19 protein-coding genes and 1 tRNA gene are annotated in these 21,491 nt (G+C 38.3%); 7 read left to right on the top strand and 13 right to left on the bottom strand.

All coding sequences use genetic code 11. The features are described 5' to 3' along the window. The first annotated feature begins 90 nt into the window (after positions 1-90). Positions 91-2,301: a RecQ family ATP-dependent DNA helicase gene (locus EJ994_RS07585; RefSeq protein WP_126591903.1), complete on the top strand. Its 2,211-nt coding sequence runs from the start codon at positions 91-93 to the stop codon at positions 2,299-2,301. Here the strand turns inward: EJ994_RS07585 and EJ994_RS07580 are convergent, their stop codons facing one another. After that, positions 2,302-3,357, bottom strand: coding sequence for an LD-carboxypeptidase (locus tag EJ994_RS07580; protein WP_126591902.1), 1,056 nt, complete (start codon positions 3,355-3,357; stop codon positions 2,302-2,304). A 176-nt stretch (positions 3,358-3,533) separates the two neighbouring features. Here EJ994_RS07580 and EJ994_RS07575 point away from each other — a divergent pair, with 176 nt between their 5' ends. Then, complete coding sequence (locus EJ994_RS07575; RefSeq protein WP_410504176.1) at positions 3,534-4,013, top strand: fasciclin domain-containing protein; 480 nt, start codon at positions 3,534-3,536, stop codon at positions 4,011-4,013. Between the two features lie 80 nt (positions 4,014-4,093). Here the strand turns inward: EJ994_RS07575 and EJ994_RS07570 are convergent, their stop codons facing one another. From EJ994_RS07570 to EJ994_RS07555, 4 genes are all read right to left on the bottom strand, one after another. Continuing rightward, positions 4,094-5,407, bottom strand: coding sequence for a carboxypeptidase-like regulatory domain-containing protein (locus tag EJ994_RS07570; protein ID WP_126591900.1), 1,314 nt, complete (start codon positions 5,405-5,407; stop codon positions 4,094-4,096). A gap of 351 nt (positions 5,408-5,758) precedes the next feature. After that, positions 5,759-6,502 carry a 23S rRNA pseudouridine(2604) synthase RluF gene (rluF, locus tag EJ994_RS07565; RefSeq protein ID WP_126591899.1) on the bottom strand — a complete coding sequence of 248 codons (744 nt, stop codon included), beginning with the start codon at positions 6,500-6,502 and terminating at the stop codon, positions 5,759-5,761. A 22-nt stretch (positions 6,503-6,524) separates the two neighbouring features. Then, on the bottom strand, positions 6,525-7,661 hold the full coding sequence (locus tag EJ994_RS07560) for a serine hydrolase (RefSeq protein WP_126591898.1): 1,137 nt from the start codon (positions 7,659-7,661) through the stop codon (positions 6,525-6,527). After that, complete coding sequence (locus tag EJ994_RS07555) at positions 7,662-7,910, bottom strand: hypothetical protein (RefSeq protein WP_126591897.1); 249 nt, start codon at positions 7,908-7,910, stop codon at positions 7,662-7,664. It lies immediately after the preceding gene. Positions 7,911-8,050: 140 nt separating this feature from the next. Between EJ994_RS07555 and EJ994_RS07550 the strand changes: the two genes are divergently transcribed. The 5 genes from EJ994_RS07550 (at position 8,051) to EJ994_RS07530 (ending at position 14,437) form a co-directional block, all read left to right on the top strand. Beyond that, a complete protein-coding gene (locus tag EJ994_RS07550) occupies positions 8,051-8,950 on the top strand; it encodes a peptidyl-prolyl cis-trans isomerase (RefSeq protein ID WP_126591896.1) in 900 nt (299 codons plus the stop codon). Further along, complete coding sequence (locus EJ994_RS07545) at positions 8,943-10,391, top strand: peptidylprolyl isomerase (protein ID WP_126591895.1); 1,449 nt, start codon at positions 8,943-8,945, stop codon at positions 10,389-10,391. The genes EJ994_RS07550 and EJ994_RS07545 overlap by 8 nt, the downstream gene beginning before the upstream one ends. 4 nt (positions 10,392-10,395) lie before the next feature. After that, positions 10,396-11,349 carry an AAA family ATPase gene (locus EJ994_RS07540; protein ID WP_126591894.1) on the top strand — a complete coding sequence of 318 codons (954 nt, stop codon included), beginning with the start codon at positions 10,396-10,398 and terminating at the stop codon, positions 11,347-11,349. Between the two features lie 183 nt (positions 11,350-11,532). Then, positions 11,533-13,806 (top strand): aconitate hydratase, encoded by a 2,274-nt coding sequence (locus tag EJ994_RS07535; protein WP_126591893.1) that lies wholly within the window; start codon positions 11,533-11,535, stop codon positions 13,804-13,806. A gap of 73 nt (positions 13,807-13,879) precedes the next feature. Continuing rightward, the gene (locus EJ994_RS07530; RefSeq protein WP_126591892.1) at positions 13,880-14,437 is read left to right on the top strand and encodes a TlpA family protein disulfide reductase; all 558 of its coding nucleotides are present in this window, start codon (positions 13,880-13,882) and stop codon (positions 14,435-14,437) included. An 8-nt stretch (positions 14,438-14,445) separates the two neighbouring features. On the opposite strand, the gene EJ994_RS07525 is transcribed toward EJ994_RS07530, so the two are convergent. From EJ994_RS07525 to EJ994_RS07490, 8 genes are all read right to left on the bottom strand, one after another. Next, positions 14,446-15,090, bottom strand: coding sequence for a carotenoid biosynthesis protein (locus EJ994_RS07525; RefSeq protein WP_126591891.1), 645 nt, complete (start codon positions 15,088-15,090; stop codon positions 14,446-14,448). Beyond that, entirely contained in the window at positions 15,080-16,561 is a 1,482-nt protein-coding gene (gene crtD, locus EJ994_RS07520; RefSeq protein ID WP_126591890.1) for a 1-hydroxycarotenoid 3,4-desaturase CrtD, read from the bottom strand. Before crtD ends, EJ994_RS07525 begins: the two co-directional genes overlap by 11 nt. 1 nt (position 16,562) lies before the next feature. Further along, positions 16,563-17,009, bottom strand: coding sequence for a sterol desaturase family protein (locus EJ994_RS07515; protein ID WP_099573902.1), 447 nt, complete (start codon positions 17,007-17,009; stop codon positions 16,563-16,565). Continuing rightward, the gene (locus EJ994_RS07510) at positions 17,010-17,849 is read right to left on the bottom strand and encodes a phytoene/squalene synthase family protein (protein WP_126591889.1); all 840 of its coding nucleotides are present in this window, start codon (positions 17,847-17,849) and stop codon (positions 17,010-17,012) included. It lies immediately after the preceding gene. A gap of 7 nt (positions 17,850-17,856) precedes the next feature. Next, positions 17,857-19,314 carry a phytoene desaturase family protein gene (locus EJ994_RS07505; protein WP_126591888.1) on the bottom strand — a complete coding sequence of 486 codons (1,458 nt, stop codon included), beginning with the start codon at positions 19,312-19,314 and terminating at the stop codon, positions 17,857-17,859. Positions 19,315-19,334: 20 nt separating this feature from the next. Then, the gene (locus EJ994_RS07500) at positions 19,335-20,234 is read right to left on the bottom strand and encodes a MerR family transcriptional regulator (RefSeq protein ID WP_126591887.1); all 900 of its coding nucleotides are present in this window, start codon (positions 20,232-20,234) and stop codon (positions 19,335-19,337) included. A gap of 108 nt (positions 20,235-20,342) precedes the next feature. Then, positions 20,343-20,426, bottom strand: a tRNA-Leu gene (locus EJ994_RS07495). Positions 20,427-20,557: 131 nt separating this feature from the next. Then, complete coding sequence (locus EJ994_RS07490; RefSeq protein WP_126591886.1) at positions 20,558-21,403, bottom strand: AraC family transcriptional regulator; 846 nt, start codon at positions 21,401-21,403, stop codon at positions 20,558-20,560. Between the last annotated feature and the right edge of the window lie 88 nt (positions 21,404-21,491).

Genomic DNA, 21,491 nt, shown 5'->3' with positions numbered 1-21,491 from the left:
AAGTAATATTTTGGTGATGCAACTAACGTTTTAAGGATTTTGATTTTATTTACTTGTGCAATAGATATTCCTCTCACGAAATAGTAGAAGGTGACATACGATAAAGGTTTAAGTGAAACTGATTTACACGCCGCGTTAAAAAAATATTTTGGATTTTCTAAGTTCAAAGGTCTTCAGGAAGGCGTTGTAAAGAATATATTAGAAGGAAAAAATTCTTTTGTAATTATGCCTACAGGTGGAGGAAAATCGCTCTGCTATCAACTTCCTGCTCTCATGCAGCCCGGCACGGCGATAATAGTTTCGCCTTTAATTGCGTTAATGAAGAACCAAGTAGATGCCATAAGAGGTATTTCTAGCGAAGTGGGTATTGCGCACGTGCTTAATTCTTCTTTGAACAAGACCGAAGTAAAACAAGTAAAACAGGATATTGTTGACGGCGTCACTAAATTACTTTATGTAGCTCCTGAATCGCTAACAAAAGAGGAGAATGTAGAATTTCTTAGAACTGTAAAAATTTCTTTCGTAGCCGTTGATGAGGCGCATTGTATTTCTGAATGGGGTCATGATTTTAGACCCGAGTACAGAAACTTGAAGTCTATTATTGCTCGTTTAGACGATACCATACCCATTATTGGATTAACCGCCACCGCTACTCCTAAAGTACAGGAAGATATCATAAAGAACTTGGGAATTACCGATGCCAAACTCTTTAAGGCCTCATTTAATAGGCCAAATTTATTTTATGAGGTACGTACCAAGACCGAAAATATAGAGGCGGATATTATCCGCTTTGTGAAACAGAATTCTGGTAAATCCGGTATTATCTATTGTTTAAGTCGTAAGAAGGTTGAAGAGCTCGCGCAGGTACTTCAAGTAAATGGTGTTAGTGCTGTCCCTTATCACGCAGGGTTTGATGCAAAAACCAGGTCAAAATACCAAGATATGTTCTTGATGGAAGATGTAGATGTGGTCGTGGCAACTATCGCATTTGGTATGGGAATAGACAAGCCAGATGTTCGTTTTGTCATACATCATGATATTCCTAAAAGTATTGAAAGTTATTATCAGGAAACGGGTAGGGCCGGCCGTGATGGAGGTGAAGGACACTGCCTAGCTTTTTATTCGTATAAGGATATTGAGAAGCTAGAGAAGTTCATGTCCGGTAAACCTGTAGCGGAACAGGAAATCGGAAATGCGCTGTTACAAGAGGTCGTCGCTTATGCAGAAACTTCCATGTCCAGACGTAAATTTATGCTTCATTATTTTGGAGAACAGTTTGATGAGGTGAATGGTGATGGTGCAGATATGGACGATAATACGCGTAATCCAAAGGATAAAGTAGAATCCATGGACGATGTAGTGAAGCTTCTGAAAGTGGTGCAGGGGACGAGCGAAAAATTTAAGTCAAAAGAAATCGTATTTACTTTACTGGGTAAAACGAACGCGATTATTTCTTCCCATAAGACCAGTGAAAAAGAATTTTTCGGTATTGGTGCTGATAAGGACAAAAGCCATTGGATGGCTTTGGTAAGACAGGTGTTGGTTGCCGGTATCTTGAAAAAGGAAATTGAACAATATGGTGTGCTTCATATTACACCCAAAGGACATGATTTTCTGAAGAATCCTAGTTCGTTCCTGATGACGAAAGACCACGTCTACAGCGCCGAAAACGACAATGCTATTGTCGGCGCCGCTAAATCGGGCGGAGTAGCAGATGAAAAATTATTAAAACAGCTTAAAAGCTTAAGAAAGGCCGAGGCTGATAAGTTAGGTGTACCGCCTTTTGTCGTGTTCCAAGATCCCTCCTTAGAGGATATGGCCATGAAGTATCCTATTACCCAAGAAGAACTGCTGAACGTTCATGGTGTAGGAGAAGGAAAGGCCAAGAAATATGGAAAACCCTTTGTAGCATTTATTGGAACCTATGTTGAGGAAAACGAAATTATACGACCGGACGACCTTGTGGTTAAAAGCACGGGTGCCAATTCTGGCTTAAAGTTATACATCATCCAAAATGTAGACCGTAAACTTCCTTTAACGGATATTGCCTCTGCCAAAGGCTTAGAGATTTCCGATTTGATTAAGGAAATGGAACAAATCATATTTAGCGGTACCAAATTGAATCTTAGTTACTGGATAGATGAGGTGTTGGATGAAGAGCAACAAGAAGAGATTCACGACTACTTCCTGGAAGCTGAGACCGATGATGTTGAAGAAGCAATGACGGAGTTCGATGGGGAATATGAGGACGAGGAGCTACGCTTGTATCGACTTAAGTTCATAAGTGAGGTGGCCAACTAGTTATACTACTGCTTTTTCCATTAATCTAATGACCATTTCCTCAGTATTGAACGTGGCTCTTATGCCAATGGGGAAGGTGAAGTTCTGTGCTACATGACCAAAACTCATCCCGTACACCGCAGGTATTCCTAGCGGTTTTATCCTATCTATAAGCACTTCCTTTAAGGTAAAGGAATTAGGATTGGTACTTTTATTACAGCCGGCGAAAACTCCGAATACGATACCCGCAGCTTTCTTAAAAGTAGGCCCCTCGATGAGTTGGGTCAACATCCGGTCTATACGATATGGGGCCTCTTCTACATCTTCAATGAAAACGATGGTATCCGTAAAATCTATTTCGTGGGAGGTTCCTATAAGCGCATTAATAAGTGTTAAACTGCCTCCACATAGAATTCCTTCAGCTTTACCTTTGGTGATAGTATATCTTTCGTATTCAGGATTACCTATATATTCCGGTAGAAGAACTGTATTGTGAATTGATTTTAAATTTCTGTGGGATGTCAATATTTCTGAAAGCGACTTTTGGCTATAGACATCATTCAAGGTACTTCCCACTGGTCCATGAAAGGTTACTAATCCGGTCATTTTATAAATTCCGTTAAGTAGCGCCGTTACGTCACTAAAACCTATTAAGGCTTTTGGATTTTTCTGAATAGCCTCATAATCTATAAGACTCATTATTCGTGTACAGCCATAGCCACCTCTAACACATAATACAGCATCAACCTGAGTATTGTTAAACATGTGATTTAAATCTTTTGCCCGTTCCGCGTCGGTATTACTGAAATATCCATGTCTTTTATTGAGTCTTTCTGTATAGTATGGTATAAACCCCATGGCTGTCAGGGTCTGTTTCGTCTCTTCTAAGACCTTTGCGGGAAAAGTATAGCCCGGTGCAATTAAACCAATGGTATCTCCTGTCCTTAGGCCTTTAGGTAGAATTTTCACCTCCTGATTCTTCGCGTTTTCCGTTTTTGAAAACAATTCATAAGGTGCTAGAGTGGTAAGGGATAGTCCCATTAGTCCATTAAAAAACCTTCGTCTGGAATGATGCATAAATGTGATTATTTTTCTTTTTAAAAATAGGCATTCCATTAGAATTGTATTTTGTTTAACTAAATCAATAAAAAATTAAACAATATTTATGATTTATGTGTTAGTGATAGCTGTACTTTTATCGAAAATCTAAAAACAACACTATGAAAAAGATTAAGATTACATTATTGAGTACAATGCTATTTTTAGGTGCCACAGCCGTATTAAAAGCGCAAAACATTGTGGGTGTAGCCGCAGAAAATGACAATTTCACTACGTTGGTTACTGCGGTGAAAGCTGCGGAATTAGTAGACACATTAAGTGGAGATGGACCTTTTACCGTTTTTGCGCCAGTTAACGATGCTTTTGCAGCTTTACCAGAAGGTACAGTAGCTACTTTACTAAAACCTGAAAGTAAAGATGCGTTAACGGGTATTCTCACCTATCATGTTGTTGCGGGAGAGTATAAGGCGGCAGCTGTAATAGAGGCAATCAATGGAAATAATGGTTCTTTCCCTGTAACAACCGTACAAGGAGGAATTATTGAACTGTCGTTACAAGATGGGAAGGTTATGCTAAAAGATGAAAAAGGAAATAGCGCAACAGTGGTTATGGCCGATGTTGCGGCTTCTAATGGCGTAATACACGCTATAGATACGGTAGTAATGCCCAAATAATTGGCAGAAAAGTTTCCCCAAAACAAAAGCCTTAGTTCTTTGAAACTAAGGCTTTTTATTTAGAACGATATTGTTATAATTTATGGGGCTGAAGTGCCTCCGTTGTTATTTTTAGCTCTTCTCAGTTGTCTTTGAATTTTCTTAATTGCCGACTCAATTGATTTTTCTGGCTCTATAATATTATATTCCCCCCAAAAATCTGGGTCTGCAAAACCTATAGCCTCGTCGCTTAAAATAATACTGGATTTAATCCGCTCTTTGGATTTAGGAACAGTATTGGTGAGATTTTTCTCCCAATCCGTTATAGCCATCTCGCAGCTCATACTGTAAACGGAGTTGAACAGTCTTTTATCCCAGTCTACCTTGAACTCCAAAAGGGCATTACTATAACCGTAATACCATTTACCATCTTTTTCCCTGTAGTCAACCCTGTAGGCTACCTCAGTCGGCCAAACATTGGCATTTCGTGGTTTCTTCCTTACAAACATCCGTGCTGCCAAATTTTTATCCGTTATATTCAACGAGTAGATAGCACTGGTCAATATTTTTTTATCTGCATCTATATAGAGTTTGCCTTTGTACATTGGGTCAATATATTCGGGCTTTTGCTCAAATTGAACTACATAAATAAGCTTATCATTTACCCTTGTAGAATTTACAAAAGAGAAGTTGTAATAATTTATAGATTCGTCGGTGAAGATGTAATCAGGATATTTAACCATATCCACGAACAATGCATTGAAGGGTCCGCCCTGTAATTTAAGTGCTACAGTATCCAGTTTGCTGTAATCCGTACTCTTTCTTGCCTTATAGAGTTTAAGAGCATCAGTTCTGTTAGAGGTATAAGGCGTTTTATAAATATTTACCACGGCCTCGGAAAGACTTACGTTTTTTCTTCTTTTCTTAATCGTTTCCCTATAAAATGCGGTCATTACCGTAGGGTCACTAATATAATTTTCACCTTTTTTCTTTAGTGTTTCACGGACTAGACCTTCCGCATCTTTTGGCACTTTTATATTTACCTCTGAAAGTTGCGTAACCGATTCGGTCATGAACAGTTTGTTATTGTTTTCCTTTAACTCAGATATAGGCAAGCTTAAAGACTTATAGCCTAAGAAAGAGATATTTATAGTGCCATTGCTATTGGCTTCAGGAACTTTAAGCAGAAACTTTCCTTCTGTATTGGTAATGGTGCTAACATTACTACTTTCTAAACTAAGTGTGGCAAAAACTAATGGTTTTTTGGTGTCTTTATCTAAAACTTCTCCCGAATATTCTTTAAAGCTATCTTGTTGTGCCAAGACATTGGTGCCAAAGGTGGCCACCATCAAAATCGATACGAAAAAAGATTTGATAAAGGCTTTTTTTTCTGTTGTAGTACTATTGTTTTTCATAATTTTCTTTGCAAATTTCTATAACTCTAAGTTAATGATTTTAAGAGGAGTAGCATTATAAAAAATCTTAAAATTAGGCACCTTTTTACAGATTCAATATTCCACTTGCCTGTTTATTCACTATCCTAATCATCTTAGAAAACCCTGATTTTACTAGATAATCTGGATTTATACCACTCCGATGCTTGCGTCGAAATAAATATTGGCTTTATTTCTAATGCCTCGAAGTTCTGCCCCGAGGTCATTTTTCTTTTTTTCGCGGTATACGGATTGTTGGTTATTTATTTTTTATGAGATATGACACATAAGACTTGCCTTAGGGGCGACTGATGAAATGGTCTCCGAAAGCGGCTATTTTGGTTCTTCATATGTCTTGGATGAAGTACTTACCAATCTATTGATTTCCTCTAGTTCTTTTGAGGTAAGCTTTCTCCATTTCCCAACGGGTAGGTCCAAGTTTACGTTCATGATTCTAATACGCTTCAATTTTTTTACTCTGTATCCCAAATATTCGCACATGCGTCGTATTTGCCTGTTCAATCCTTGAGTTAATATAATGCGAAACTGGTACTTGCTGACTTCAAAAACCTTACATTTTCTTGTTACCGTATCTAGAATTGGGACCCCATTTCTCATTTTGTTGAGGAAATCATGATGTATAGGTTGGTCCACGGTAACCAAATACTCTTTTTCATGGTTGTTTCTAGCTCTTAAAATTTTATTTACAATATCTCCATCATCGGTTAAAAAAATTAAACCTTCGCTTGGCTTGTCCAGCCTGCCGATGGGGAAGATTCTTTTAGGGTAATTTATAAAATCTATGATATTGTCCTTTTCTACGCCCGTATCCGTAGTACAAACGATACCTACGGGTTTGTTAAAGGCTAGGTACACGTTTTCGTCTTTGGTCGTAGTAATCAATTCACCATCAACATAGACCACATCACTTGGTGAAATTTTTGTTCCCATTTCTGGCACCACGCCATTTATGGTCACTCTTCCTTCGCCTATGAGTTTATCTGCAGCCCGTCTAGAGCAATAGCCAGCTTCGCTAAGAAACTTATTTATCCTGATGAGTCTGTTTTCTTCTGGCATAGTGCTATGGTACAACTACAAATTAGTTTTTTCTCTCTATTTCTAAGCGATGTATTTCTCTTCCTAATTCTGCTAAAAACGGGATACCAACAGCATCGTACTCATACACGTTATCATTGAAAATACCGTCCTTATTTACTAAGATGGTTGCGGTAATCAAAAAATCCACGTTATTTTTTTCGTCTTTAATATAGGCGCAATCCGTTAAGGTGCCATAGGCAAAACCCACCTTATTATAAATTTTAATATGGTCTGGTATGGTCTTCTTTGTGTCCCCGTACATGAAAAATTTGCAGTAACCGTCATAATAATTATCCGGGTCGTAACCAACTTTTCTTGGTAAGGTGTGCATTGCGTTCAATAAGAAATCATGTTGATTTTTAGTAAGGTTAAAACGTTCGTTATTTGAAAATTTTTCAGGGAAGATGACGCGCTTTAATAGTTTGTGTTGCGTACTAACAGGATAATAATTCTTAAGGCTAAAATTGAACGGTTCATTGATTTGCTCATCATCTTCGTAATAGCCAATGCCTTTGTGTATTGCATTAAGTTTTAAGGGAAACGGCGCGCTATTTAGCGAAGGTTCGGTAGGCGTTGTGGTACTATCGTTCAAATAGATGATCAGCGGTTTTGTCGTTAACTCATCGGTATGGTAGCCCAATCTATGTGCTATTCTAACAGGGGACAGGCCTTTTTCTTCTAAACCTTTGTTGATAGCGTCTTGGCCAAGAAATTCAACAAGTCTATTATTCGCCAGATTATCGCTAACGGCAAATATTTGGGAAATATCTTTTGCAAAGGTTGTCTCTATGGAATCTCCTTCTACGTAATACCTGGTTTCTCTGGTAAGCGTGTCTGTCTCGTTGAGTCTTTCCAAGGCCATCACCGCAACTGGAAATTTAACGGTGCTAGCAGGATAAAAATAATAATCATCATCGACTTGAAAATCGTAATCCACAAAATGGATACTGTCTCCAGTGCGGTTAATTTGAGTGTACCGAATTTGAACTTCATATTGGTCCACACTATCCATAACGCGTTTAATGGCAGGTTTTTCCGATGCCAAGGCAAGTGCCAATAGATTTTCATCCCTATTATTATCTTGGCAAGAAATGAAGGTGAGGAACACCATTACTAAAGTGTAGAATAGCTTTTTCATTTAATCTGTTTTAGAGGTGTAAAGCTCGCCTCGATGAGGTTTTAGAATATCCCTTACGGTAATCATATTTTTTTCTTCGACTACCATATAAGCTATACTGTGCATGTCGTTCAATTGCTCATGACCGGTAATGTTCAAACCGATATCTTCAATTGCGATATAATCCTGAAGATGCTTTTCGTGGTGCTCTGCAGTTGGTAAGGCAGCAGGTCCTCTAAAATCCCAGATAAGTTTAATGTTCCTTGCCAATTATAATAAGGTTAAATTAGGTGATAAGATTCACTGATATGCTAACACGAAAATAGCAAAATTAGATAGTAGCCCCTAAAATTGTGTTAAGTAAAGTAAGCGGTTCTTGCATGGGATTTTGTATTTGCTATTTTTGCCAAATGCTTTTTAATAAGATATCTACACAAAAAGTTTTGTGGCGTGCTGTTCTCCGTGCGTTAATATTCTTGGTATTACTATCCTCTTGTGATGCTTATTTTAAGAAGAAAGAAGAGCGTGCGCCTTTAGCTAGGGTTGGTGAAGCCTATCTGTTCAAAGAGGATATCGCAAATTTAATTACCTCCGGAATGTCCAAGGCAGATAGTGCTTCCTTTGTGTCTAACTATATTAACAGCTGGGCGTCTAAACAATTGCTATTAACAAAATCTAAAATTAACTTATCGGAACAAAAGCTTAAAGAATTTGATGCACTGGTAGCTAATTATAGAGCGGATTTATATACTAGGGCCTACAAAGAAGCATTGGTTAGTCAAGGTGCCGACTCGGTAATTACCGATAATCAGTTACAAGAGTTTTACAATCAGGAAAACGAGAATTTTAGGTTAAAGGAGCGCCTTGTACAAATACGGTTCATAGAATTGCCCAAAGCATTCTTAAATAAGGAAGAGGTCATTAAAAGTTTAAAAAACTTTGAACCGAAGGATATTGCCTACCTCGACTCTATTGGAGTGCAGTTTAAAAAGCTGCATTTTAATGATTCTATTTGGGTAACCTCCTCCAGGGTGTTAGATGAAATCCCTACGATAACCGCAGCTAACGAAGATAAGTACTTAAAAAAATCACAATTTTTTGAATTGGAGGATTCAATGGCGGTATATTTGGGTAAAATTGAGGATGTTAAGCAAGTAAATGATATTGCACCACTATCCTTTATTTCGCCTACCATAAAACAAGTTTTATTAAGTCGTAGAAAATTAGACTACCTACGTAAGCTAGAAACTGAAATCATAGATGAAGCGATTAGAGATAAAGAATTTGAGATATTTACAAAAGATGAATAAATTAATTTTATTGTTAGTGTTTGGTTCGTGTGCGCTTCACATAACTGCACAGGACTCAATACCGGTTGTTCCGGATAACCAAGCAGAACCTATGGAACCCATAGCTGAGGCACAGGTTTCTGAAAAGAAGGATTCCACTTCAAACTTCAAGAAAATTAAGCTTGATGGTATTGCCGCCGTGGTGGGAGATTATGTGATATTGGATTCTGATATTGAAAAGACCTTAATCGATTTAAAAAGTCAGGGTGCATCAACGGAAGATATTACCCATTGCGGACTTCTAGGTAAATTAATGGAAGACCGTTTATATGCACATCAGGCGGTACAGGATAGTATCTTGGTCTCTGATGATGAGGTAAATGCTACCGGCGATCGTCAATTACAGTCGCTTGTGCAACAGATCGGTTCAATGGATAAGGTCTTGAAATACTACAAAAAGCAGGACGAGGCCAGTTTTAGGGAGGAGCTTTACAAAATCAATAAATTGCGTATGCTTTCGGAAAGAATGCAGCAAAACATTGTTAAGGACATAGAGATAACTCCTGAAGAGGTTCGTCAGTTTTTCAATAAGATACAAGAGAGTGAAAGACCTGTTTTTGGTGCAGAACTGGAAATTTCCCAAATAGTGAAAGAGCCAAAGCCCACAGAGGCTGAAAAACAAAAAGTAATAGATAAGCTGAATCAGATTAAAGCGGATATCGAGGATAATGATGCTAGTTTTAGCGTAAAGGCCATATTGTATTCGCAAGATCCGGGTTCTAAATCTAAAGGCGGATTGTACAACGGTATTACCAAGAAATCTGGTTTTGTAAAAGAATTCAAGGATGTAGCGTTTAGTCTAAAGGAGGGTGAGGTTTCCGAACCTTTTGAGACCCAGTTTGGTTATCATATTATTTATATAGAAAAGATACGAGGGCAAGAATTAGATTTAAGACACATTTTATTGCAGCCCGAGATACCTGATGCTGCCATGGAGGAGGCCAAGAAAGAGCTGGATACTATTCGAAAGAAAATTATGGAAGGGGAATTTACTTTTGCTGAAGCGGCATTGAATTTTTCTGATGAAAAAGAAACTAAATTCGATGGTGGACTGCTTAGGAATCCACAAGATTTTAGTTCTAGATTTGAATTGACTAAAATGGACCCATCACTTTATAACCAGGTGAGAAATTTGAAGGATAATGAGATATCCTATCCATTAATTGAAGAAGACCCACGTGGTGGCGCCCCTAAATATAAGATTGTTCAGGTTTCCAATAGATTCGATGAGCATACGGCAGATTTCGCAAAGGATTACACAAAAATTCAACAATTAGCACTTACGGAAAAGCAGTTCAACGCTATAAAAAAATGGATGGACGAGCATATTGAGGATACCTACATCAGTGTTAACGAAGCAAACAGAGCTTGCGATTTCGCTAATAACTGGGTTAAGGAATAAGTATATGTCAGACGTTGCCGCGCTTAACAATTTAGTTGAAAAACACAATGCGCTTAAGAAAGAGATAGGAAAAATCATTGTGGGTCAAACAGAAGTTATTGACCAAATTCTATTGTCAATTTACACGGGAGGACATTCCCTGCTTATTGGTGTTCCTGGCCTCGCTAAAACTTTAATGGTAAATACCATTGCCCAGGCTTTAGGGCTAGACTTTAAGAGAATTCAGTTTACCCCGGATCTAATGCCAAGTGATATCTTGGGAAGTGAAGTTTTAGACCAGGCTAGAAATTTTAAGTTTATTAAAGGACCTATATTTTCCAATATTATCCTTGCGGATGAAATTAATAGAACACCTCCAAAAACACAAGCGGCCTTATTAGAGGCCATGCAGGAGCGTGCGGTTACCATTGCAGGTCATCAACATAAGTTAGCATTACCGTATTTTGTGTTGGCTACTCAGAACCCCATAGAACAAGAAGGAACGTATCCGCTTCCTGAAGCACAGTTAGACCGGTTTATGTTTGCCATAGAGTTAAAGTACCCCTCAATCGAGGAAGAAATCCAGGTAGTTAAAAACACCACTTCAATGGCATCTAACCAGGTTGTTCCCCAATTCTCGGCAAAAGAAATTATCGAAGTGCAGGAACTTGTACGCCGCATACCCGTTCCTGATAATGTTGTGGAGTATTCCGTAAAATTGGTGAACAGCACCAGACCTAATTTAGCCTCCGCTTCTGACTACGTAAAGCAATATGTAGATTGGGGCGCTGGTCCTAGAGCATCTCAAAATTTAATATTAGGCGCTAAAGCCAATGCAGCGATCAATGGTAAATATTCTCCAGATATTGAAGATGTCCAAGCCGTTGTAAAGGGTATTTTAAAGCACCGTATCATTAAAAACTACAAAGCAGAGGCAGAGGGAATAACGGAGGAAGCGATTATTGATAAACTTCTTTAACCAATATCATAATAAAATATCTTTTCTCCTGTTATTTACGCGTGGGTATATAGACTTTGCTAGTCGCAGCGTCTCAAATCTATTAATTCCTTAAAAACAAGGTTTTCATTCTTAGAAAGTTTTAAATGCCCCTTAGATTTTCTTAAATTTACAATATTGCTTTAACCTTAAAATAAATAAATAATGGCATTCGATATCGATATGATTAAAGGGGTGTACGCCAATATGGCGGAGCGAGTTGACAAAGCTCGTGAGATTGTGGGTAAACCACTGACCCTTTCGGAGAAAATATTATACTCTCATTTATGGGACGGTAACCCAAGTAAGGCATTTGTCCGAGGTAAGGACTATGTAGATTTTGCTCCGGATCGTATTGCTTGCCAAGATGCAACGGCTCAAATGGCTTTGCTTCAATTTATGCAAGCAGGCAAGCCAAAAGTCGCTGTGCCAACAACCGTACACTGTGATCACTTAATACAAGCTAAAAATGGGGCCGCGGCCGATTTAAAGTTTGCGAATACTTCCAGTGCTGAGGTTTTTGATTTCTTGGAGTCCGTGTCTAACAAGTACGGCATAGGGTTTTGGAAGCCAGGGGCAGGTATTATTCATCAAGTAGTCTTGGAGAACTATGCTTTTCCGGGTGGTATGATGATAGGGACGGACTCCCATACGGTTAATGCAGGCGGATTAGGAATGGTGGCCATTGGTGTTGGTGGTGCAGATGCGGTAGATGTTATGGCAGGTATGGCTTGGGAACTTAAGTTTCCTAAGTTGATAGGGGTTAGGTTAACAGGAAACATTTCCGGTTGGACAGCTCCTAAGGACGTAATTCTTAAAGTAGCGGAAATACTTACCGTCAAAGGAGGTACCGGAGCTATCGTGGAATATTTTGGACCTGGCGCAAAAGCATTATCCTGTACAGGAAAAGGTACCATTTGTAATATGGGAGCTGAAATAGGGGCAACGACCTCTACTTTTGGATACGATGAATCGATGGAGCGTTATTTAAGAGCTACCGACAGAGCAGATGTAGCCGATGCCGCGAACAAAGTGAAAGATTATTTAACGGCTGATGAAGATGTATACGCAAATCCAGAGCAGTACTTTGATCAAGTGATAGATATAGATTTAACGGAATTGAACCCATTACTGAATGGGCCGTTCACTCCGGATTTATCTACACCCGTAGGTAGCGACATGACCGAAAAAGCCACTAAAAATGACTGGCCTATTCAAGTAGAATGGGGCTTAATAGGTTCGTGTACCAATTCGTCCTATGAAGATTTATCACGTGCATCTTCCATAGCGCAACAGGCTTTGGATAAAGGTTTAAAAATGAAAGCGGAATTAGGTATTAATCCAGGTTCTGAGCAAGTTCGTTTTACTGCGGAAAGAGATGGTATCCTTGGAATTTTCGAGGATTTGGATGCAAAGATTTTTACGAACGCTTGTGGTCCTTGTATCGGGCAATGGGCGCGTTACAGTGATCCCAAAAATGCACCGAAAAACAGTATTGTACACTCTTTCAATAGGAACTTTGCCAAGCGTGCGGATGGTAATCCAAACACGCACGCTTTCGTAGCTTCACCAGAGATTACGGCGGCCATAGCCGTTGCAGGTCGTTTGGATTTTAACCCTATGAAAGACACCCTGATCAATGAAAACGGAGAAGAGGTTAGATTTGACGAACCAACAGGTTGGGAACTTCCACCTAAAGGCTTCGAAGTAGAAGATGCTGGGTTTTTAGCACCTATGGAAGACGGTTCCGGTGTAAAGGTTGTAGTGGACGATTCTTCTGAGAGACTTCAGCTTTTAGAGCCATTCGTACCTATTAAAAATGAAGAGTTACAAGGAGTAAAGTTGCTTATTAAAGCCTTTGGAAAATGTACGACTGACCATATTTCTATGGCCGGACCGTGGTTGCGTTTTAGAGGACATTTGGACAATATTGCCAATAATACACTTATCGGCGCTGTAAACGCTTACAATAAGAAAACCAATTTTGTAAAAAATCAACTTACTGGTGAGTATGGTGGTGTTCCTGATACACAAAGGGCCTATAAGGCTGCTGGTATCAAGTCTATCGTAGTAGGCGACCATAATTATGGCGAGGGTTCCTCTAGGGAGCACGCCGCGATGCAGCCTAGACATTTAGGAGTGGCTGCCGTATTAGTGAAGTCCTTTGCAAGAATCCATGAGACCAACCTCAAGAAACAGGGGATGCTTGGTCTTACCTTTGCTAATGAAAGTGACTACGACTTAATACAAGAGGACGATACGTTTAACTTTATAGATATTGCAGATTTTGCACCGGACAAACCACTAACCTTGGAGATAGTTCATGCTGATGGCAGTAAAGATACCATCAAAGTAAATCATACTTATAACGAGGCTCAGATAGGATGGTTCAAAGAAGGTTCTGCGTTGAACGTGATTAAGCGTGAAAATGCAGCTTAATAAACACAAATAGTTTCAGAAAACTCCCGATATTCCTCGGGAGTTTTTTAGTTTTGGGCACTACGTTAGTAAAATGAAAAAACAGACCGTTTATACTTTATTGATAATTGCCTTTGTACTTTCTTTTTTTGTTACCCCCTTGGGCGACTTTAGTAAAATAATATTGAATCGCTTGTTCGCTACGGCACCAACGGTAATACAAAACGAGAATAGGGGTAAGATTGCCGATTACAAGTGGAGATTAAAAAATTCCGAGTGGGATTTTATCAGCTTTGAAGATGCCAAAGGAAAAGTCGTTTTTATCAACTTCTGGGCGTCATGGCACCTACCATCAAAAGCTCAATTAAAGGACATTCAGACCTTATACGATACATATAAGGGCAAGGTTTCATTTTATATTATTACGAATGAGGAGCGTGCGCCGGTGGAACTTTTCATGGAGAAGAACGGCTATACTTTTCCTGTAACCTATCAAATTGTTGGTGACCCTAGTCCACTGACTTTGTTGAAGCCTCCTGGTTCTTACATCTTAGATAAGAACGGGGCCATTGCGGTACATCAAAATGCCATAGCGGATTGGGACAACGAAACGGTATTTGCCCTATTGGACACTTTGCTTCATGAAAAATAGAAACTCCTTCAAAAATAAAAATAGAAGTAAAAGAAGAAGAAGAACTGTGCTAGGTATAAGTTTAGTGAGAATACTTTGTCTCCATTTATCTTTAATAACCTAAGGATACCTTGGAACAGTAGCCCCAATAGAAACCACGAAATGTAATTCAGTAGAGGTGGTTCGTTACCAAGAAATTCCCAAAAATTAAACCTTGCCGCGCTGGCTTCCATAAAAAAGTCTAGGAACACCATTAGCGAAGCAGCAAGAACCATTTTTATAAATATATTGGTTTTTAGAAAGTCTGTAATGCTCATGGTAATGAACGTGAGTAGTGCCCAATACGAACCGATTAAAAGAGGAACTCCTGCTATTTTTATTCCAAAATTAGTTCCATAATCGTAATCTCCAAAGAGAAGTCCTGTTGTAATACCTAACCATTCGGCAAACATGCCTACAATAAAAAAGAGTAAAAAAGCCCCGCCTTTTTTAAGGCTATTTACGGGATAAACAAAAAGAAAGAGAATAAGCGACAAACAGAGGTTAAGAGGTGTTTTTTCGATAAACCAATCTACATTTCCGAGACTTATACCAATAATTGCGGTGCTATGAAAAAGCCATACCAATACAATGGCCCAACCATTTTTTATTGGAAGAATTTCTTTAGGTTCCATGAATCGGTGCGTCTGGGATTAAATCACTCGTTATTTTGGCCGATAGGAGGCACAAGGGTATTCCGCCACCAGGATGTACAGAACCACCACAAAAATATAATCCAGAAATATGGGAACTAAAATTGGGATGTCTTAAAAAAGCAGCGAATTTAGAATTGCTTGAAGCACCATAAAGAGCTCCGCCTACGGAACCTGTTTTCTTTTCTATCTGAAGAGGGTCTAAACTGTCCTCTTCAACTATATATTTTTCAATATCCGTTCCAAGTATCTTATTGGTCTTTTCAATAATTTTTTTCCTTACCCTAGTTTTAATTCTATCCCAATCCTGTCCATTTGCCGAAGGCGCATTAACCATAACAAACCAGTTTTCGCATCCTTTCGGCGCATCCTTAGGACTGTTCTTGCTGGATATGTTTATATAGATTGTAGGGTCTTCCGGGGGTTTTTTCTCATTGAAAATGGCGTTGAATTCCTTTTGGTAATCGGAGCTAAAGAAAATGTTATGTAAATCTAATTCAGGGAAGCTCCGGGCAATGCCCCAATAGAATATAATTGCCGAACTCGATTTTTCTTGGTTCAGGGTTCTCTTGGGTTCTTTTTGCGCAACCAGTAAATCTTTATAGGTCGCAGCTATATCAGCGTTGGTTACCACAACATCCGCCGGGTAGTATCCTACTCTGGTATTGATTCCTGTCGCTTTATCATTAGTAATGGCGATATTCTCGACTCGTTCCCCAAAGTAAAATTGTACACCTTGAGAAACAGCAAGTTTATATAAGCTTTTGGTAATGTTGTGCATACCGCCTTCCGGGAAATAGGTTCCCATATCCATTTCAAGATGTGGAATCATGGACATGATTCCTGGAGTTTTGTACGGGTCAGAACCGTTATATGTAGCGTACCTATTAAAAAGCTGAACTATTTTAGGATTGTTAAAACTTGTTGTATTAACATCGTTCAACGTACCGTACAGGTCTAGTTTCTTAAAATTGATGAGCGCCTTGAGGGTATCCTTGGATATATAGGTTTTTAGTTTGTGAAGTGAACTTTCTAAAAATAATTTTGCGGTTAAGTCATACTTTTTTTTATTTTTTTGGAGATAATTTTCAACGGCTACCTTGTTTTCTCCAAAATTAGAAACCAAATTTTCTGCAAATAAATCCGGGTTAGTTGAGGCGTTAAAACTCGTGCCGTCTTCCCAAAAATAAAAACAGGAATGGTCTTTTTTTATGTAGTTAAAGTGTTCGGAGGCTTGTTCGTTAAAAAGCTCGAATAATTCAGTAACCAAATGTGGCATAGTAAATAATGAAGGTCCCCAATCGAATCTATATGGTCCTAAGGAAAATTCGTGCAGTTTTCCTCCTGGATAGGCATTACCTTCAAATACAGCAACTGTATAGCCTTTTTTTCTTAGCCTTAGTGCAACGGCTAGACCAGCAATACCGGCACCTACTACTAAAGCTTTGGACATTTTATTTTTTAAAATACTTGAACGGAACAAATAACATTCCAAAGCATTCACCATCACCCTTGCCTAAATGCTTGTGATGTATCTTGTGTGCCCTTCTAACGCCTTTTGCATACCAGTGATTGGCGTTCCTGAATAATTTAAACCTTTGATGTATGAATATATCGTGTACCAAAAAATAGGCGGCTCCATAGGCCATAATGCCAAAACCTAAAGGCCAGCCGTACCAAAAACCGTTGGCTGCCGCATAGAATAGGGACATGCTAACCACTGCATAAAAAATAAAAAAGGCATCGTTTCTTTCAAACCAAGAATCATGATCTTTATGATGATGGTCCTTATGAAGACTCCAAAGAAAGCCATGCATTACATATTTATGTGTAAACCACGCCATAAATTCCATTAAGGAAAACGTACCTAAAAAAATAAGTATCCAGATTGCTGTTTTCATCTAAACTAAATTCATTTTATATTTAACATAGGATCTAGCCAAAAGACCAAACTTCTGATAATTGGGAACTCTTATTCGAGTGTTTTTAATATCTAGCGACGGCGTATTTTGAAGTTTCTGTAATAATTTATAGTAGTATTTATAAGCGGTGTAAACACCAAATTTTGCTTCCATCGGTAATTTTAAAATTCCTTCGTAGCCTAACTGAAAATCTGCCCTAATTTCATCTACAATCCTTTTTTTAGAATCCTCGTCCAATTCGGTAAGGTTGGTATTAGGAAAATAGGAGCGGTTCAGTTCCTCAAAATCGGCCTTTACATCTCTTAAAAAATTCACCTTTTGAAACGCTGAGCCTAAAGCCATTGCAGATTCTTTGAGACTATCATATGAATCTGGACAGCCTTTTACAAAAACTTTTAAACACATTAAACCTACGACATCAGCGGAACCATAGATGTATTCTTTGTATTCCTGATCGGTCTTGTAGATACTTTTGGTCAGGTCCATTCGCATGCTTTTCATAAAAGAATCCACTAAATGTTTGGGAATGTTGTATTTATGGAAGGTGTGTTGAAAGGAGTTCAATATAGGGTTTAGGCTAATTTTTGATTCTAGGGCTTCTTCTAAATCTGTATCAAACTTATTAAAAAGTACATCTTTGTCGTAATCATGGAAAGTGTCCACTATTTCATCTGCAAAGCGCACAAAACCGTAAATATTATAAATATCACTCCGTATAGAGTTATCCAGCATTTTAGTGGCCAATGCAAAAGAAGTGCTGTATTTCTCTGTTACGAGCTTACTGCACTGATAGGAGACCATGTCAAAAGTAACTTTCATTCCGGTACTAATTATCTTTAACTATTAATTCCGACACTAATTTGCCGGATATTAAAGAAGGGGGAACCCCAGGCCCTGGAACTGTAAGTTGACCTGTAAAAAAAAGATTTTGCACCTTCTTGCTCTTTAATCTTGGTCTTAAAAATGCAGTCTGGGAAAGCGTATTGGCCATTCCGTAAGCGTTGCCTTTGTAAGAGTTATATTTTTCAATGAAATCATTAACACAGAAAGATTCCTTGAAGATAATATTATTTGTTATGTTTTGACCTGTTCTTTTTTCAAATCTGTCCATTATTAAATCGAAATATTGGCTTCTTAGAGCAGGGGTGTCGCTTAGTCCGGGAGCGATAGGAACTAGGAAAAACCCTGTCTCACAATTGTTTGGAGCCATTTTTTCGTCTGTTACCGATGGGAAATTAGCATAGAATAGGGGGTCTGTAGGCCACTCGGGAGTATCATAAATTTCTTGTGCATGCACTTCAAAATCCGTATCAAAGAATAGATTATGATGCTGTATGTTCTTTAATTTTTTATCAAAACCTATATAGAACAATAGGGAAGAGGGAGCAAAGGTTTTCTTGTCCCAATAACTTTCTTTGTACTGTCTATACTTTTTATCCAATAAACCCTCCGAGTGGTGATAATCTGCACCGCTTAATACCACATCGGCATTTATGGTCTCTCCATCACACAAAACCCCTTGACTTGAACCATTGTTCACAACAATTTTCTCAATAGCTTTACCTGTATGAATGTTCACTCCAAGTTCTTCCGCTAGACTTTTCATGGCTTTAATAATTTCATACATGCCGCCCTGCGGGTGCCATGTGCCTAGACCGAAGTCTGCAAAATTCATAAAGCTGTAAAAAGATGGGGTTTTACTCGGTTTGGCACCTAGAAACAGTACGGGAAATTCCAAAGTAGCTATAAGCTTGGGATTTTTAAATCTTCTGCGGACTTCCGTGCTTATTGTTTTGAAAAACTGGTCTACCTTGAGTATCGTTTCCTTTGTAACCAATTCTAATGGAGAGATTCCAGGTCTTAGGACTACCTTATTAATGGCGATATCGTAATTTTCCTGCGCTTGGGATATGAACTTGCGTAACTTTTTTGCACTGCCTTTTTCTATCCTTTCGAACTCCGAACAAATTTTATCCATTGAATCTCCAATGGTAATCACATCATCGGAAAAGAAAATTTTGTACGCAGGACTTAACTTGTCCAACTGGTAGTAATCGCTAGTTTTTTTTCCGAAATCAGCGAAGAATTTATCAAAAATATCGGGCATCCAGTACCAACTTGGACCCATGTCAAAGGTAAAACCCTTTTTGGTATATTGAGAAGCTCTGCCGCCTACGGTTCTGTTTTTTTCGTAGATAGAAACTTCAAATCCCTCCTTTGCAAGATAACAGGCTGCTGAAAGGGATGAGAATCCAGAACCTATAACGATAACTTTTTTAGCCATTTATTTTGAGATGTTACCTCTTAAAGTTTGCTTATTACTTCCTCTATGGATGTAAACGTCTTAACGAATTTTGGGAGTTTAGCTTCATCGATATGCTGAACTTGCCTTCCCAATATCCATAGATTAGGATTGTTGTACTCGGATACCAATTCTTCAAAATCCTTGATGTATTTGTTTATCCGGTCCTTTTCAGGCACTACGGTAAAATAGGAAAGAAAGTAAATATCTTCGAAGTATTTCATTACATCCATTAAGTTTTCCATTGGTACGGTCTGCCCTAAATAAATACATTTATAGCCTCGAAGTACAATTTCGTAGTTAAGATATAGCAAGCCAATTTCATGGATTTCATTTTCCGGTAAGTAGGCCACAAAAACTTTATCAGTTTTTGTAGGCTTCAAATGTTGCAATTTCTCTGTGTTCAGTAATATTTTCTGTTTTATAAGACTAGTTATAAAGTGCTCATGAGCCGGACTTATCGTATCTGTTTGCCATAACAATCCTAGTTCGTTAAGCAACGGAATAAAGGTCTCTTTGAAAATTTCCCTAAACGACTGTTGACTAAGGAGATTGTTATACGTATTAAAGAAGATGGTCTGGTCAAAATTGACCATGGCCAACTTAAACGAATTTATGGCGTGATTCTTATTACTGTTTTTGGCTACTATTTCCCTGACCACTAGCGGTATTTCGTTTTCAGGTATTTTTGCAATCTTAGAAATTTTATGTCCGTTGTGATAAAGTAGTGTAACGTTCAAAAGCTTCTGAAGGCTTGCCAAACTATAGTTCCTGATATTGGTGTCGGTTCTTTCAGGTGATAGCAAATTGTACCGCTTTTCCCATATTCTAATGGTATGGGCCTTAATCCCAGAAAGATTTTCTAAATCACGGATACTGAATTGTTTTTTTACGTTGTTCATACTTTTGAAAAAAGAGTTAAACAAATTTACAACATTATGCCGTAGGTAAGAAAAATGCTTCGTTAAATTTTTACCAATGAAAAAGTCAGGATTAACCTGACTTTCATGTGCCCACGACTAGATTCGAACTAGCACGTCCTTGCGAACACTACCCCCTCAAGGTAGCGTGTCTACCAATTTCACCACGTGGGCAAGTTTTATAAGGCCACAAAGATAAAAAGGTATCTCTGATATCATAATAAATTAGTGTAATTCCTCACCTTAAACTTTAATAAAAATTTGTCCGTACGATTAATAGATAAATCAAGGCGTATTAATTTGGTCTACGCGCCAACCGAAATTCTATAATCGCTCGGAGTGCAGTTTTTCAAAGACTTGAATTTTTTGTTGAAATTTGATATCGATTTAAAGCCAGATTCCTCGGCGACTTCTATAATGGTCATATCCTTTTTGGTAACAAGTAGTTGACACGCATGGGCTATACGTAGTTCTATGAGAAATTGAAAGAACGACTTATCGGTACGTTGTTTAAAAAATCTACAGAATGCGTTCGGGGTCATAAATGCCAAATTAGCAGCTGTGGCAAGCTTTATATCAGCTTGAAAGTTCTTGGTGACATAGTCAAAAACATCCTGTAAGCGTTTACCTTCGTTGGAATTTAAGGCCTTAGGATTTATAAATTCGGTCAAGGTTTCTACTTTGGACGAACTTATCAGTTCCAAGAGTTTTAAAAATAGAATAAATCTGTTCAGTTTATCCTTTAAAGGAATTTGAAGCATTATTTCTGTAATATCCGGCTTAATGGGGCTTACTTTAAAGCTTTTGTTCGCCACTTTAAAAAACGGTGTAATCTGTTCTAAATCAGGGATATCAAAAAAATCCGCCCCAAAACTATGTGGAGTAAAGAATAGGGAGATCATGTGCGCGTGTTCTTTGCTAGGGGTACTCTGAAATAGATGGGGAACCTGACTGCCAATGACAAAAACTTCGCCAGCACCGAAAGAATGAACGCTATCACCTACAATGAGTTTACCGCTGCCGTTGACAATAAGGCTTATCTGTATTTCCTTGTGTTGATGAAGTTTATCAAAAAATACTAAACCCTTGTCTATCTGCACAAGCAGATGTACGTCAACTGGTTTTGAAATTTCAAAGGGAAGTACTTTCAATATAACTGTAATTTATCTCAAAACACTAAGTTATGTAATTTTTGAGGTAATATAAGCTTATATATGGCTAAAATTCAGGTATAGGAAT

The sequence above is a fragment of the Maribacter sp. MJ134 genome (assembly GCF_003970695.1).
Classification (GTDB): Bacteria; Bacteroidota; Bacteroidia; order Flavobacteriales; family Flavobacteriaceae; genus Maribacter.
The sequence above is the reverse complement of the archived record's forward strand: the minus strand, read 5'-3'. Positions and strand labels throughout refer to the sequence as shown.